Annotated in this window: 11 protein-coding genes; 8 read left to right on the top strand and 3 right to left on the bottom strand. The window is 62.7% G+C overall.

Annotated features, from left to right (window positions below; all coding sequences use genetic code 11):
• The first annotated feature begins 24 nt into the window (after window positions 1–24).
• The 5 genes from C1722_RS04745 (at window position 25) to mtnA (ending at window position 8592) form a co-directional block, all read left to right on the top strand.
• Window positions 25–975: a glycine--tRNA ligase subunit alpha gene (locus tag C1722_RS04745; RefSeq protein ID WP_102378221.1), complete on the top strand. Its 951-nt coding sequence runs from the start codon at window positions 25–27 to the stop codon at window positions 973–975.
• Between the two features lies 1 nt (window position 976).
• Window positions 977–3064, top strand: a complete 2088-nt coding sequence (gene glyS / locus C1722_RS04740) for a glycine--tRNA ligase subunit beta (RefSeq protein WP_102378220.1) — start codon at window positions 977–979, stop codon at window positions 3062–3064.
• Window positions 3065–3068: 4 nt separating this feature from the next.
• Window positions 3069–3956 (top strand): pyruvate, water dikinase regulatory protein, encoded by an 888-nt coding sequence (locus C1722_RS04735; RefSeq protein WP_102378219.1) that lies wholly within the window; start codon window positions 3069–3071, stop codon window positions 3954–3956.
• Window positions 3957–4531: 575 nt separating this feature from the next.
• The gene (gene ppdK / locus C1722_RS04730) at window positions 4532–7270 is read left to right on the top strand and encodes a pyruvate, phosphate dikinase (RefSeq protein WP_102378218.1); all 2739 of its coding nucleotides are present in this window, start codon (window positions 4532–4534) and stop codon (window positions 7268–7270) included.
• Between the two features lie 287 nt (window positions 7271–7557).
• Window positions 7558–8592 (top strand): S-methyl-5-thioribose-1-phosphate isomerase, encoded by a 1035-nt coding sequence (gene mtnA / locus C1722_RS04725; RefSeq protein ID WP_244902448.1) that lies wholly within the window; start codon window positions 7558–7560, stop codon window positions 8590–8592.
• A 182-nt stretch (window positions 8593–8774) separates the two neighbouring features.
• Here the strand turns inward: mtnA and C1722_RS04720 are convergent, their stop codons facing one another.
• Both C1722_RS04720 and C1722_RS04715 read right to left on the bottom strand, forming a co-directional pair.
• A complete protein-coding gene (locus C1722_RS04720) occupies window positions 8775–9089 on the bottom strand; it encodes a hypothetical protein (RefSeq protein WP_146040603.1) in 315 nt (104 codons plus the stop codon).
• A complete protein-coding gene (locus C1722_RS04715; protein ID WP_146040602.1) occupies window positions 9034–9552 on the bottom strand; it encodes a hypothetical protein in 519 nt (172 codons plus the stop codon). Before C1722_RS04715 ends, C1722_RS04720 begins: the two co-directional genes overlap by 56 nt.
• A gap of 376 nt (window positions 9553–9928) precedes the next feature.
• Here C1722_RS04715 and C1722_RS04710 point away from each other — a divergent pair, with 376 nt between their 5' ends.
• The 3 genes from C1722_RS04710 (at window position 9929) to C1722_RS04700 (ending at window position 12481) form a co-directional block, all read left to right on the top strand.
• Window positions 9929–10972 carry a deoxyguanosinetriphosphate triphosphohydrolase gene (locus tag C1722_RS04710; protein WP_102378215.1) on the top strand — a complete coding sequence of 348 codons (1044 nt, stop codon included), beginning with the start codon at window positions 9929–9931 and terminating at the stop codon, window positions 10970–10972.
• A gap of 493 nt (window positions 10973–11465) precedes the next feature.
• Window positions 11466–12149 carry an AzlC family ABC transporter permease gene (locus tag C1722_RS04705; protein ID WP_102379537.1) on the top strand — a complete coding sequence of 228 codons (684 nt, stop codon included), beginning with the start codon at window positions 11466–11468 and terminating at the stop codon, window positions 12147–12149.
• Complete coding sequence (locus C1722_RS04700; protein WP_244902447.1) at window positions 12146–12481, top strand: AzlD domain-containing protein; 336 nt, start codon at window positions 12146–12148, stop codon at window positions 12479–12481. The genes C1722_RS04705 and C1722_RS04700 overlap by 4 nt, the downstream gene beginning before the upstream one ends.
• Here the strand turns inward: C1722_RS04700 and C1722_RS04695 are convergent.
• A partial coding sequence (locus C1722_RS04695; protein ID WP_102378213.1) for a UDP-glucose--hexose-1-phosphate uridylyltransferase occupies window positions 12471–13947 on the bottom strand: 1477 nt, incomplete at its 5' end. The genes C1722_RS04700 and C1722_RS04695 overlap by 11 nt on opposite strands.

Raw genomic sequence — 13947 nt, 5'->3', positions numbered from 1 at the left:
ACGAATCAGATCGCAAGGAGAACCATGTCATCAGCTGTCGAAACCGAAACCGAGTTCGCACCCGAATCGCTGCCCCCGACGTTCCAGGACGTCATCATGGGCCTGCAGCGTTACTGGGCGAGTGCGGGGTGCGTCATCTTGCAACCCTACGACAACGAGGTGGGCGCCGGTACGAACGCGCCCGCGACGACGCTCAGGTCGCTTGGCCCCGATACGTGGCGGACGGGCTATGTGCAGGGATGCCGCCGTCCCACCGACGGCCGCTACGGCGAGAATCCGAACCGCCTGCAGCACTACTACCAATTCCAGGTGCTCATCAAGCCCTCGCCCGACAACATCCAGGATCTCTACCTGGGCAGCCTGCGCGCTATCGGCATCGATGTGGACGCCCATGACGTGCGCTTCGTCGAGGACGACTGGGAAAGCCCGACGCTCGGCGCATGGGGTCTTGGCTGGGAGGTTTGGATCGACGGCATGGAGGTCACGCAGTTCACGTACTTCCAGCAGGTCGGTGGATTCGAATGCAACCCGGTGCCGGTGGAGATCGCCTACGGCCTGGAACGTTTGACCATGTACATCCAGGGCGTCGATTCCATCTACGACATCGTCTGGTCGCGGGGCGACGACGGGGTCGTGTTCACCTACGGCGATGTGTTCCTCGAAAACGAGCGCGAGTACTCGGCGTACAACTTCGAGGTGGCCGATACCGAATTTCTGTTCCAAGAGTTCAACGAGCGCGAAAAGGAGTGCATGCGCGTGCTCGACGCCGGGCTGCCGCTTCCCGCCTACGACAGCGTGCTCAAGTGCTGCCATGCCTTCAACCTGCTCGACGCCCGCGGCGTGATATCGGCAACCGAGCGCATGGCCTACATCCTGCGCGTGCGCACGCTCGCCAAGGCGGTGTGCGCATCGTATCTGGAGCACGTGGTGGGCGAAAAGCCCGCAGGCGGCGATGAGGAAGGGAAGGAGGCGTAAGATGGCGGAGAATACCCGTACGCTCGCATTCGAAATCGGAACCGAGGAAATACCCGCATTCGACCTGGCGAACGCCACCAAACAGCTCGAGACGCTCGTGCCCGCAGCGCTCGACGCCCTTCGCATACCGCACGGGAAGGTGCGCCTCTACTCTACGCCGCGCCGCCTGATCTCCATCGTCGAAGAAGTCGCCGAGGAAACCGAGGCGCTCGTCCTGGAGCATAAGGGTCCCTCGATCAAGATCGCGTTCGATGCTGACGGCAACCCCACCAAGGCTGCAGAGGGTTTCGCCCGCGGCAAGGGCGTGAGCGTCGCCGATCTCGAGCGCAGGGAGGTCGACGGCATCGAGTACGTGTACGCGACCAAGAGCATCGCGGCGCGACCCGTCGCCGATCTACTCCCCGATGCGCTCGGCGGTCTCATCGAGGGCATCTCGTGGCCGAAATCGTGCCGCTGGGGCACCCAGACGGTACTGTTCTCCCGTCCCGTGCGCTGGCTTCTCGCCCTGTTCGGCACCCAGGTCGTGCCCGTAACGTTCGCTAACCTCGTTGCCGGCGACACCACGAGGGGGCATCGCTTCCTCGCACCCGGGCCCCATAAGGTCGCTTCCGCCGACGAGCTGATCGATGTCGTGCTGAACGCGAAGGTCGTCCCGAGCGAGGCTCTGCGCGAAGAAGCCATCCGTGCAGGCGTCGCCGCGGCCGAGCGCGAGACGGGCTTTACCGCCGAGCTTCCGGCCAAGACGCTCACCGAGGTGATCAACCTCACCGAGTTTCCGACGGTCCTCGTCGGTTCGTTCGACGAGGAGTTCCTGCGCGTTCCCGAGGAGATCATCGTCGACGCCATGCTCATGCACCAGCGCTATTTCCCGCTCTACGACGGCGAGGGCGGGCTTACGAACCGCTTCATCGTCGTGACGAACGGAAACCCCGACTGCGCCTCGACCATCATCGATGGAAACGAGCGCGTGGTTCGCGCGCGCCTCGCCGATGCGAAGTTCTTCTACGAAGAGGATCTGAAGCAGCCGCTCGAAGCCTACGTCGACCGCCTCGACGAAGTCGTGTTCCAGGAAGCGCTCGGCACCATGAAGGCGAAGACCGATCGCGTGGTTGAGCTCGCCGATGCGCTTGCGGGCGATGCGGGTTTGTCGAAGGCCGACGCCGTCGACGCCCATCGCGCCGCCTATCTCAGCAAAGCCGACCTCGTGAGCAACGCGGTCGTCGAGTTCACGAGCGTGCAGGGCATCATGGGCTCCTACTACGCCGAGGCGTCGGGCGAGACGGCCCAGGTGGCCCGTGCCATCGCCGACCACTACCGCCCGCGCTTCGCGGGCGACGAGCTGCCGGAGAGCACGGTTGGCAGAATCGTCGCCGCCGCCGATAAGCTCGATACCATTTGCGGCCTATTCGCGGTAGGCCAGGGGCCGACCGGATCGTCGGATCCGTTCGCGCTGCGCCGTGCGGCGATCGGCATCGTGAACATGCTCGCTGCGGGCCTGCCCGTTTCGCTCGACCGCGCGATCTCGGCTTCCCTCGATACCTATTCGGCCGTCGAATTCGATCGAGAGGCTGTTCAGCGCGAGGTGGCCGACTTCTTCGTTACGCGCACGAAAGTCATGCTGCGCGATGGCGGTAAATCTCCCGACGTAATCGATGCGGTGCTCGCCACCGGCGTGACCGAACCCGCCGAGATCATCGCCCGTGTCGAAGCGCTGCAGGGCGCTCGCGACGATATGGCCGACGTTATGGACGATCTCGCTACGGCGTACGCGCGCGCGAACAACCTGCGCGACGCATCGCTCGGCGATACGGTCGATCAGGCGCTTATGGGGGAGGCCGAGAGCGCGCTCGCCGAGGCGCTCGAGGGCGTGCAGGCGAAAGCTGACGCTGCGCTCGCTGAAAACGCGTATGCGACGGCTCTGCGCGAGCTGGCGGCTCTGCGCGGCCCGATCGACAGGTTCTTCGAAGACGTCCTCATCATGGACGAGGACGAGGCGCTGAAAGCGAACAGGTTGAAGCTGCTCAACCGCTTCGTCTCGGTGTTCGCCCGCGTAGCCGACTTCGGCAAGATGGCCAAATCGGGTAGGTAGGGTCATGGTTCTCGAGCCGGTTACGGTTGACAACAACACGCCGCTTCCGACGATCCACGTCATAAGCGACTCGGTGGGCCTCACGGCGCAGGCGGTCGCCCGTGCGGCGACGAGCCAGTTCGGCGTCACCGATCCGTGCATCGAGGTGCTGCCGAAGGTGCATACGTTCGGCGACATCAAGGAGTTCTTCGAGGAGCATGCGGCCTACCACAGGCAGGTTCTCGGCACGGACCGCATGCTCGTCTTCTACACGCTCGTCGACGAGGCGCTGCGCATCCAGCTCAAGGCGTACGTCGAAGAGCATGACAACATCGTCGCCGTCGACCTCCTGTCGGCGGCGATCGACGCCATCGCCGATATGAGCGGGCTTTCGCCCTCCACCAAACCGGGCGGATTGCACGTTGCCGACGAGAACTACTTCCGCCGCATCGCCGCCCTCGAATTCACGATTGCGCACGACGACGGGCGCAATCCGCAGGATCTCACCCAGGCCGACATCGTGCTCATCGGCGTGTCGCGCACGTCGAAGACGCCGCTTTCCATCTACCTCGCGCAGCAGGGTTACAAGGTGGCGAACATCCCCCTCGATCTGCACACCGACCCGCCTCGCGAACTCGAAGACGTCGAATCGACGCGCCTGTTCGGGCTCATGACGACGGCGGAAGTGCTCATCAACATCCGACAGCGCCGCCTCGGAAACGCAAGCGCGGTCGCGGCGAGCTACGCGGATCCCGAAGAGGTGCACCGCGATCTCGAGGAATCGAGGGCGCTCATGCGCAAGCTCGGCTGCATCGTCGTGCGTACCGACAATCGCGCTGTCGAGGAAACGGCCCAGGAGATTCTGCGCTATTTCGAGCGCAGCCATCCGCCTTCAGCGGAAGCGCTAATGTAGCAAAACGCAGTCACGTGCGACATGCGCTCCGCGTGTTTCATGCGGCGTGCCGCGCGTCGTGAGTCTCGTGTCGCCTGCCGCACGCCGTAGGCACTTTCGACGACGGGAAGCTCGGAATGGCAGAGAATTCGACCTGTGTCAATTATAGAATATATTACAAAGTTGGAATTGAGGAAAAGCCTCGTGAAATGCCAGGTCGTAATTTTTGCATACAGCGATTAGTTCAAATATACTATATTACATTTTGACACAGGTCGAATTCTCTGCCATTTCAGGGGATCGCGCCGCTGGATACGCCGTCAATTCCCGGCACTTTCCGTCCGCGAAACGTTCTTGTCCAGAGCCGCCGTCGATCCGCTGACCGTCCGCCGCCGTTAAGGGCCGCCCACAACCCGTCCGCCTTGCTCCAGATGCCGAAAAGCTCATGGATGATGCGTCGAGGCAGCGCGTTTGCGGTACTATAAACAGCGCGCCCGACCTCTGCTGATATGATGAACGGAGGCCCTCGGCGAGGGCTTTGGCTCATAATGAGTACGTGGTGTGTGTTTTGGCAACCAAGCGCTAAGGAGAAAAAGGTGACCGAAGAAGTGAAGCGCGTCTATGCGTTCGGCAAGGACGCACAAGGCAACAACGTGACCGAGGGCAACACGAACATGAAGGCGGTTCTGGGCGGCAAGGGCGCTAACCTCGCCGAGATGGCCAACATAGGCCTGCCGGTGCCTCCGGGATTCACCATCTCGTGTCAGACATGCATGGAATACGCCAACGCCGACAACACGTGGCCCGAGGGCGCTTTGGACACCATCGAGGAGTACCGTGAAGATCTCGAGGCCCGCATGGGCAAGAAGATCGGCGACGCGGAGGATCCGCTGCTCGTATCGGTTCGCAGCGGCGCGCCGATGTCGATGCCGGGCATGATGGACACCGTGCTCAATCTAGGACTCAACGACGAATCGATCAACGGCCTCATCAAACAGACCGACAATCCCCGCTTCGCGTGGGACTCCTACCGCCGGTTCATTCAGATGTTCTCCGGCGTGGTCATGGGTCTTGACGGCGATCTGTTCGAAAACGCCATCACGGCAATGAAAAACGCACGCGGTGTGAAATCCGATACCGATCTGACCGCCGAGGATCTGCAGGAGCTCGTGGTCGAGTTCAAACAGATCTTCTCCGACAACGTGGACGCTTCGGCGTATCCCTCGCTCGTCGTCGATGGCAAGCCATCTTTCCCGCAGAATCCCGATGTGCAGCTGCGTCTCGCCATCGAAGCGGTGTTCGGCAGCTGGAACAATCCACGCGCAACGCTGTACCGCAAGCAGAACAAGATCGCCGACGATCTCGGCACCGCCGTGAACGTGCAGTCGATGGTCTTCGGCAACAAGGGCGAGACCTCCGCAACGGGCGTTGCCTTTACCCGTAACCCCGCAAACGGGGAAAAGGAATTCTACGGCGACTATCTGGTGAACGCCCAGGGCGAAGACGTCGTCGCAGGCATCCGCAATACGAGCCCCATTGCCGATCTTAAGCATGTGGCCGGTCTCGAAGATGCGGGCCGCGAGCTCGAAGAGGTGTTCGTCACCCTCGAGAACCATTTCCGCGATATGTGCGACATCGAGTTCACGATCGAGCAGGGCAAGCTCTGGATGCTGCAGACCCGTGTGGGCAAGCGCACCGCCGCCGCCGCGCTCCACATCGCAATCGAGATGGAAAAGGAAGGCCTTATCACCAAGGAAGAGGCCGTCATGCGCGTCGATCCCGAGCAGCTCGACCAGCTCCTGCATCCGCAGTTCGACAAGACCGCCGACTACGATGTGCTCGCCAAAGGCCTCAATGCGAGCCCGGGCGCCGCTGTTGGCGAAGCGGTCTTCTCGGCTGTCGATGCCGTGGCCGTCGCCGAAGCGGGCCGCAAGTGCGTGCTCGTGCGTTGGGAGACCAACCCCGATGACCTCGCCGGCATGATCGCCGCCGAGGGCATCCTTACCTCCCATGGCGGAAAGACCTCGCATGCGGCCGTTATCGCCCGCGGTATGGGCACCCCGTGCGTCTGCGGCGTCGAAGCGCTCAAGATCGATGCCGAGAAGAAGGAGGCCTCCGTTATCGGAACCGACATCGTCATCAAGGAAGGCGATATGATCTCGATCGACGGTACGACGGGCATCGTTGTCCTGGGCGCCGTCGAGCTGGTTCTCCCCGAGCTCACGGGCGATCTCGATACGATCCTCGAATGGGCCGACGAGTTCCGCACCATGGGCGTGCGCGCGAACGCCGACAACCCCGAGGATGCCGAGCTTTCCCGCTCCTTCGGTGCGACGGGCATAGGTCTCTGCCGTACCGAGCACATGTTCCTCGGCGATCGCAAGCAGATCATCCAGTCGTTCATCCTCACCGACGACCCCGCGGTGCGCGAGAAGGCCCTTTCCGACCTGCTCGCCGCTCAGACGGGCGATTTCTACGGCATGTTCAAGGCCATGGACGGCCTGCCGGTCATCGTGCGCCTGCTCGATCCTCCGCTGCACGAGTTCCTCGAGAGCCCCCGTGAGCTCGATGTCGAAATCGCGCGCATGGAGGCAACCGGCGCCCCCGCTGCCGACATCGCCGCGAAGCGCAAGCTCATGGATCAGATCGACGCGATGAGCGAAGCGAACCCGATGCTCGGACTTCGCGGCTGCCGCCTCGCGATCCTGTATCCCGAGCTTCCCGCCATGCAGGTGCGCGCTATCGCCGCGGCTATGGCGCAGCTTAAGAAGGAAGGCCTCGATCCCGAGCCCGAGATCATGATCCCGCTCGTGTCGGTGCTGCCCGAACTCGCCGTGCTGCGCGAGGAATGCGAAGCCGCCATCGCCCAGGTGTGCGAAGAGGAGGGCGTCGAGCTTGAGATTCCGATCGGCACTATGATCGAGCTGCCGCGTGCCGCCGTTACGGCTGACGAGATCGCCACCAAGGCCGACTTCTTCAGCTTCGGCACCAACGATCTCACCCAGACGACGTTCGGATTCTCGCGCGACGATGTCGAGTCGAAGTTCATCCCGCGCTACCTCGAGCGCCGCTTGATCCCGTACAACCCGTTCGAAACCGTCGACCCGGGTGTCGCCGCACTCGTCGATATGGGCTGCACCAAGGGTCGCGCGACCAACCCCGACATCACGCTCGGCGTCTGCGGAGAGCACGGTGGCGACCCCGATTCGGTGAAGATGTTCCACAAGATCGGCCTCACCTACGTGAGCTGCTCGCCGTACCGCGTTCCGCTCGCGCGCCTCGCCGCCGCCCAGGCTGCCCTGGAGGAGAAGATGGGCAACACGCGCGACAAGTAGGATTGCGCGCTTGCGGCGGAGGATGCTGTAATGCGCGGTGCCGAGACGAGGCGAATCGCAAAGCCGGCTTGCCTGTCCATAGCGCTTAGAAAGCGCCCCGACCTTCGATGGTCGGGGCGCTTTGCGTGATGCGAGCGGAAACCGTCGCTTTCTGGCAAGGTTCTACATTGAGGGAGACGGAAGCTTACGGTGCCGTGAGGTTCAAAGGCCGATCGGGGGATTTCCCAGCCGTTCCGCTATACTTACGTTCGATCCCTGCAAGGAAGCGCACACGATCGGAGGAACCGTTGGGTATCGAGAACCTGCCCCGCACCATAGAGATGACCGAATCGGCCGATGGGCGCCGAACGGCCCGTATCGTCGACCAGCGCGCACTTCCCCGGGATCTGAGCTATTCCGACGTGAAAACCCACCGCGAGATGATCGATGCCGTCAAGACGCTTGCGCTTCGCGGCGCGCCCGCCATCGGCATCGGGGGAGCGGCGGCGCTCGCGCTGTATGCGGAGAACGAATCGGGGGCGGACGATGCGGCCGCGCTGCTGTCGGAGCTCGAAACCGTCGCGCAATCCGTTTCGACTGCGCGCCCCACGGCCGTCAACCTGTCCTGGGGAGTTGCCCGAGCGCTCGAAGTCGCCCGCGTTGCAGCGGCTGGAACCGCAGCGGCGAGCGCAGTAGCGGATGCGCTCGTTTCTAACGTGCAGGCCATGATCGCCGAGGACGAGGCGGCCAACCGTGCGATCGGGGCCTTCGGCGCCGAGCTGCTCGGCGCCGGCACCCGCATCCTCACGCACTGTAACGCGGGAAGTCTCGCCACGGCCTTTTACGGTACGGCGCTCGGGGTGGTGTATGCGGCGCATCGGCAAGGCAAGATTGACATGGTGTACGCCGACGAGACGCGTCCGGTCGGCCAAGGCGCGCGGCTTACCGCCTGGGAGCTCGGTCGAGCCGGAGTCCCCTGTACGCTCATCTGCGACAACATGGCTGCTTCGGTCATGGCTGCCGGCAAGGTGGATGCGGTCGTCGTCGGTGCCGACCGCATCTGCGCAAACGGCGATACCGCGAACAAGATAGGCACGTACGGTCTAGCCGTGCTCGCACGTCATCACGGCATACCCTTCTACGTAGCAGCGCCGACTTCCACCACAGACGCCTCGCTTACTGCGGGTTCGCAGATTCCCATCGAAGAGCGCGCCGCGACCGAGGTGTCGGCCTGCATTCCCCAAGGCGTCGAGGTGTTCAACCCCGCGTTCGATGTAACGCCTGCGAACCTGATAACCGCGATCATCACCGAGCGGGGCGTATTCGATCCGGAATCCGTCTAGAAGGCGCTGCCGGCCAAACTCCGCTTCGGGGTAGGGCGCAACGCGAATTGCGTATGCATGAAAACCGCCTCGAGCGGACACAGGGGATGCGCCGTTCGAGGCGGGTTGATACGCGCGGAGATATCGGGCTCGGAAGTCGTCACGTATTCTCTCGGGCTACGACGCCTGCCGGCGCGTTTTCGTCAATCGCGCACGTAGGGCACAAAGGAAACCTCGTACTTGCCCGTTGCATACGCAGGGGGGATGTAATCTGATTCCGTCGTAGCGAAGCCCTTCGCCGTATCTCCCCCGAGAAAGCCGCCCTCACCGTCCATGGCCGCAAACGTTACATAGTAGCCGATATCTCCCTTGGTCGTGAATTCGGGCATCTCGACGGATAGCCTCAGATGCTCGGGCTCCATATTGCTTTGTTCGGTCAGCACGGCTGTGACGTTGGGGGCGTCAAGCTTCTGGCCGAGGAATTGAGCCCACGTCTCGGGGATCTCCGCCTCGCTCATGAAAACCGCGCCTTCCAAGGGGGGTGTTCGCGGAGACGGCGAAGGAAATCTCCGTATCGGTTTTCTGGGGGGTATGCGCAACGACCTGTATCGTCTCATTGGGTTTGATGACGATGGTTTGATGGATGACGAGCGCAGACGGATCGATGACGAGACCGGACTCCAAAACGGCATAGGCGTTGCTGTTCGGATTGGTGATGGTGAAGCGCTGCGAAACCATCTGTTCTTTATCGATCGCGGTGGACACGTTGCTGAACGGCGTCGAGGTCTTTTCCGACTGCTCTAGTTCCAAAGGCTTTATCTCGACGGATTCGTCGACGGGCGCTTCAGGGGATTCACTGCCGGCCTCTGCCGGAGCTGACGCCGTCTCCTCGCTCGGCGCATCGGATCCCCCGCATCCAACCAACCCGATGGCCAGGCACGCAACCATACCTGCACTTACAAACAACCCGCTCTTTTTCACGTTAGACCCTTTCGAGCGAATGCTTTTCGTTTGCACGCGGCAACGCAGCCCCTGTCCCAGCCGGTATCCTCCGCGTTTTCCAAACGACTATACCCGATAGTGAGGCAAAAAATGAGAAGAAATTACCTTAAAAAGGCAGGGACCGGAAATACCGGGGATCGACCGTCTGCGATATCCCGGAACGCGAGAGCGGGGTTCGGTGCGGCCGCATCTTATGCGCGGTTACGCCTGTTTCGTTCGCGCGCTTGAAGGAAGTCGTGCGAGCGCGCCGAAGCTCGCTACGCAAGCCCTGCAGTTCGTTTCGGCATCGGGGCGTTCTTCTGCTACACTTGCGGAAAACGGATAAGGACCTTGTGTTCGACGCCGAGGAGGAGCTATGCGCATTATCTACCGCGAGGATCAGGAACAGCGTGAGCACGTTTCGCTGTCCGAGGAAGCTGCGTTCGCCGACGAGAGCGAGGGCAGGGCGCGCTCGACCGAGCCCGATATCCTGAGAAACGACTACCAGCGCGACCGCGACAAGATCCTTCATACGAAGTCGTTTCGCCGCCTGTCCCACAAGACGCAGGTGTTCCTTGCGGCTGAAGGCGATCACTTCCGCACGCGCTTGACCCATACGCTCGAAGTTTCCCAGATCGCCCGGACGATCGCCCGGGCGCTCGGCCTGAACGAGGATCTTACCGAGGCGATCGCGCTCGGGCACGATCTCGGCCATACGCCGTTCGGCCATACCGGCGAAGAGGCGCTTTCGATCTGCATCGCCCGGCATCGCGGCATCCCGCACAGCGATGCCGACAGTCCGCTTCTCTACCACCACAACGCACAGAGCCTGCGCGTGGTCGAGGTGATCGAGAACGGGGGCAAGGGCTTGAACCTCACGCCCGAGGTGCGCGACGGCATCATCTGCCATACGGGCGAGCAGCGCGCCGAAACCCTCGAGGGGCGCATCGTAGCCACCGCCGACCGCATCGCGTACGTGAACCACGATATCGACGACGCGATCCGTGCGGGCGTCCTGCGGGAATCAGACCTTCCCGATTCGACGCACGAGGTTCTGGGCCCCGATCACTCTTCGCGCATCCAGACGCTCGTGCTCGATATGGTGGAAACCTCGGCGGCAAACGACGATATCCTCATGAGCGGGCGGGTGTGGGACGCCATGAGCGAGCTCCGATCGTTTCTGTTCGATCGCGTGTACATGGCCCCCGTCGTCATGGTCGAAGTGCGCAAGGCCATGCACCTCATCGGGGATCTTTTCGACTACTACGTCGAGCATATCGACGAGGTTCCGCAGGAGTACTGCGCCATATCCGAGGGAGACGATCTGCGTGCGGTGACCGACTACGTGGCAGGCATGACCGACCGCTACGCGAAGAGCCTCTATCAGGATCTGTTCGTGCCCCAGTCGCTTCATCGCTGAGCCGCGCCGCCAGCCAGGCTGCCGCGCTATCATCCCGCTGTCCTCCCGCCAGGCTGCCGCGCCGGCCTCCCGCCAACCGAGGTTTTGTCGGAAATCGGCCTTCTGATGGCGGTCAACCGTCGATATGCGATATGCCGACGAGGAAGTTAGCCTCTATTAATTTTCTGACCTGCGGTTTTGCCGGACTGTTTGCTAGCGGGCGCTCTGAAGAGATCTCCAGGCCCCCGATCTCGTCGCATAACGGCGGTTGACCGCCAGCAGAAGCCTGTTTTCGCACAAAACCTCTCGATTGCATGGGACAGAAGTGCAAAAGGCTGCTCGGATATCGCTCGGGTGTCCGGGGCGAGGAAAGAGGCGCTCGGGAGCGCGCGGCGAGTTCGCCTCCGTCTGGTTGCTCGGGGTAGTTTGGAACGGCTCGGTTTATCGGGAATACTGCCGCGAAGGCGGATAGGGGCTTACAAAACGGCAGCGTACCGCTATAATCATGCAGGTTATGCCATCCAGAGAACACATACAGCAGTCGCTTTCCGCAGCGCTTCCGATCATGCTCGGATACGTTGCCATCGGTATTCCGTGCGGCATCCTCTGCTCGTCGATAGGACTCGATGCGCTGCAGGTGTTTCTGCTCTCGGCTCTCTTCTATTCGGGGGCGGGACAGTTCATGATCCCCAACATGTGGATCGCGGGCGCTCCCATCTCGGCCATCGTCGCATCGGTATCGCTTGTGAACACGAGGCAGATGCTCTACAGCGCATCGTTTGCGAAAGCTTGCGAAGGCGCGCGCAAGCGGGTATCGTTTTTGTTCGCCGCGACGGTGACCGACGAGAGCTACGGTGTGAACATGGCGAAATTCGAGGAGGGCGGCTGGTCGGTGGGCAGGGCCACCATGGTGAACCTGTTCTCCCAGACCTCGTGGGCCCTTTCGAACGTGCTCGGCGTGCTCGTGGGAAACGCGATCGGCATTCCGCTCGCCATCGCGTCGTTCGCCATGACCTCGATCTTCATCTGCCTTCTGTGTACGCAGAAGATCACAGCGGCCAACGGAGTCGCAGTCAGCGTTGCCATGATCGGCGTGTTTTTATGCAAGGCAGCAGGGTTCTCCGGTCCGGCGATTCTGATCGGAGCCGTTGCGGGCGTGGTGGCGGCCATGGTCTTTTCGGGAGCGAGGGCCCGATGAACGAGTTGATGGGGTGGCCCGAGTTTCTCATCGTGTTCGCGTGCTGCGCGGGCACGATGCTCGTCTGCCGTGTGGTGCCTCTGTTCCTGCTCAAAGGCAAGGAGTTGCCCGAGAGCGTCAGCCAGGCGCTCGGATTCATCCCCCCTGCGGCGTTCGCGGCTCTCGTTGCGAACGACCTGCTTACGCCTGGAATGTTCGATGCGGGTCTCTGGCCGGCTGCGGCGCCTCTGCTCGCAGCGGCGATCGTGGTCGTTGTGGGTCTTAAGACGAAATCGCTTCTATGGTGCGCGATTACGGGTGTTGCCGCCTATGCGCTCCTGCTCATGATCTAGGGCTGTCCGTTCGCCTGATCGCTTCGATGAGCGCGTTCCAGCCCGCTGCGCCCGTCTCGTCGCGCTTGAAGACCCCGGTTGTCTCGAGGATGGTCTCGAACACGCGCCCGACCTCTTCTTGCATGGGAGGCGAGAGCCTGCGCGTCGGCTCGGGGAAGCCGTCGGTCGAGCCTTCGTTGTCCGACTTCTCGCCTGCGTCGAGGAATTCGGCGGCTCTGCGGGCGTACACGTCTGCCGCCCACGATGCGTGGGGTGCGGTCGCCTTCTGTTCGAGCAGCTTCGCCTGCACCCAGGCGACGCTTCGGTTTTTTCGGGCGGCCCGCACGAGTTCGCGCTGTACTGCGGGAAGCTCGCGGGCGAGCCGTGCGGGCAGGATGGCGAGCCCCATGATCTCGATGAGCCCGATGTTCTCCTTCTTGATGTGGTGCAGCTCGTCTCCGGGATGGAAGATGCCCCAGGGGTGCCCGGCGTCGGTGCGGTTGTTGCGCAGCACCAGATCCATCGTATAGGTCGCACCCATTTTGCGCACGATGGGGTTGAGCGTGTTGTGGGGGACGGCGCAACCGTCCTTCGACGGGTTCGGACTGTGCGAGGCGATCGCGCACGCGTCATGCGAGAAGCTCTGCCATGCGCGAAGGATCCTCGCCGCCGCGCAACAGAGGCTCGCTCGATCGGCGGATTCCAGGCGCAGCACCGAGGCGGGCCAGCGGACGATGCCGCACCGTACATCGGGGAAGGTCTCCAGGGCGACGTCGCGTTCGACTGGCGCCTTCATGAGGGGAAACGTATGGCGCCCGCCCTGGAAATGGTCGTGGGAGAGGATCGAGCCGCCCACGATGGGCAGATCGGCGTTCGAGCCGATGAAGTAGAACGGGAAGGCATCGGCGAAATCGAGCAGCCGCTCGAAGCAGGCGGCGGCGATCCTCATGGGTCGATGCTTTTCGGAAAGCGCGATGCAGTGCTCGGGCACGTAGGCGTAGGGGGAGTACTGCAGGCCCCATCGCTCACCGCCGAGTTCGATGGCGGCGATGCGCAGGCCGGGCTTCGCGGGATGCTCGGGGCTGCCGGCGAACCCTTCGTTCTCCCAGCAGAGGTCGCATCGGGGCACGGATCTAACCGGGGCCGAGTCTGACGAAGAGCATGAGGAAGGGATGCGGTTTTCCGCTTCGGTCGCGTCGGCGACGGCGTCGTGCGCGCCCGCGGCGGCGGATTTGGCGGGCGATGCCGCGGCTTCGGCGATGGCGCGCGGATCTTTTTCGGGTTTAGACAGGTTGATGGTGCATTCGAGCGTTCCGTAGGCGCTCTCGCTCGTCCAGCGGATGTTTCTCTCGACCGCCTCCGTTTCGATGTAGCCGCTTGCGACGCCCAGATCGTACAGGTAAGCGGTAGCCTTCTCGGGATCGTCGGCGAACAGGCGGGCGAAGGTTGAGCGCACCTCGTCGGGGTCTGGCAGGCGCTTCGACATC

This window comes from Raoultibacter timonensis (genome assembly GCF_900240215.1).
GTDB classification, from domain to species: domain Bacteria; phylum Actinomycetota; class Coriobacteriia; order Coriobacteriales; family Eggerthellaceae; genus Raoultibacter; species Raoultibacter timonensis.
The sequence above is the reverse complement of the archived record's forward strand: the minus strand, read 5'-3'. Positions and strand labels throughout refer to the sequence as shown.

Excerpts from the sequence above, each read along its gene's own strand:
- C1722_RS04745 (WP_102378221.1), top strand. The coding sequence starts at position 25 with ATGTCATCAGCTGTCGAAACCGAAACCGAGTTCGCACCCGAATCGCTG.
- C1722_RS04700 (WP_244902447.1), top strand. The coding sequence starts at position 12,146 with ATGAACGAGTTGATGGGGTGGCCCGAGTTTCTCATCGTGTTCGCGTGC.
- C1722_RS04720 (WP_146040603.1), bottom strand. The coding sequence starts at position 9,089 with ATGAGCGAGGCGGAGATCCCCGAGACGTGGGCTCAATTCCTCGGCCAG.
- C1722_RS04735 (WP_102378219.1), top strand. The coding sequence starts at position 3,069 with ATGGTTCTCGAGCCGGTTACGGTTGACAACAACACGCCGCTTCCGACG.
- glyS (WP_102378220.1), top strand. The coding sequence starts at position 977 with ATGGCGGAGAATACCCGTACGCTCGCATTCGAAATCGGAACCGAGGAA.
- C1722_RS04710 (WP_102378215.1), top strand. The coding sequence starts at position 9,929 with ATGCGCATTATCTACCGCGAGGATCAGGAACAGCGTGAGCACGTTTCG.
- C1722_RS04705 (WP_102379537.1), top strand. The coding sequence starts at position 11,466 with ATGCCATCCAGAGAACACATACAGCAGTCGCTTTCCGCAGCGCTTCCG.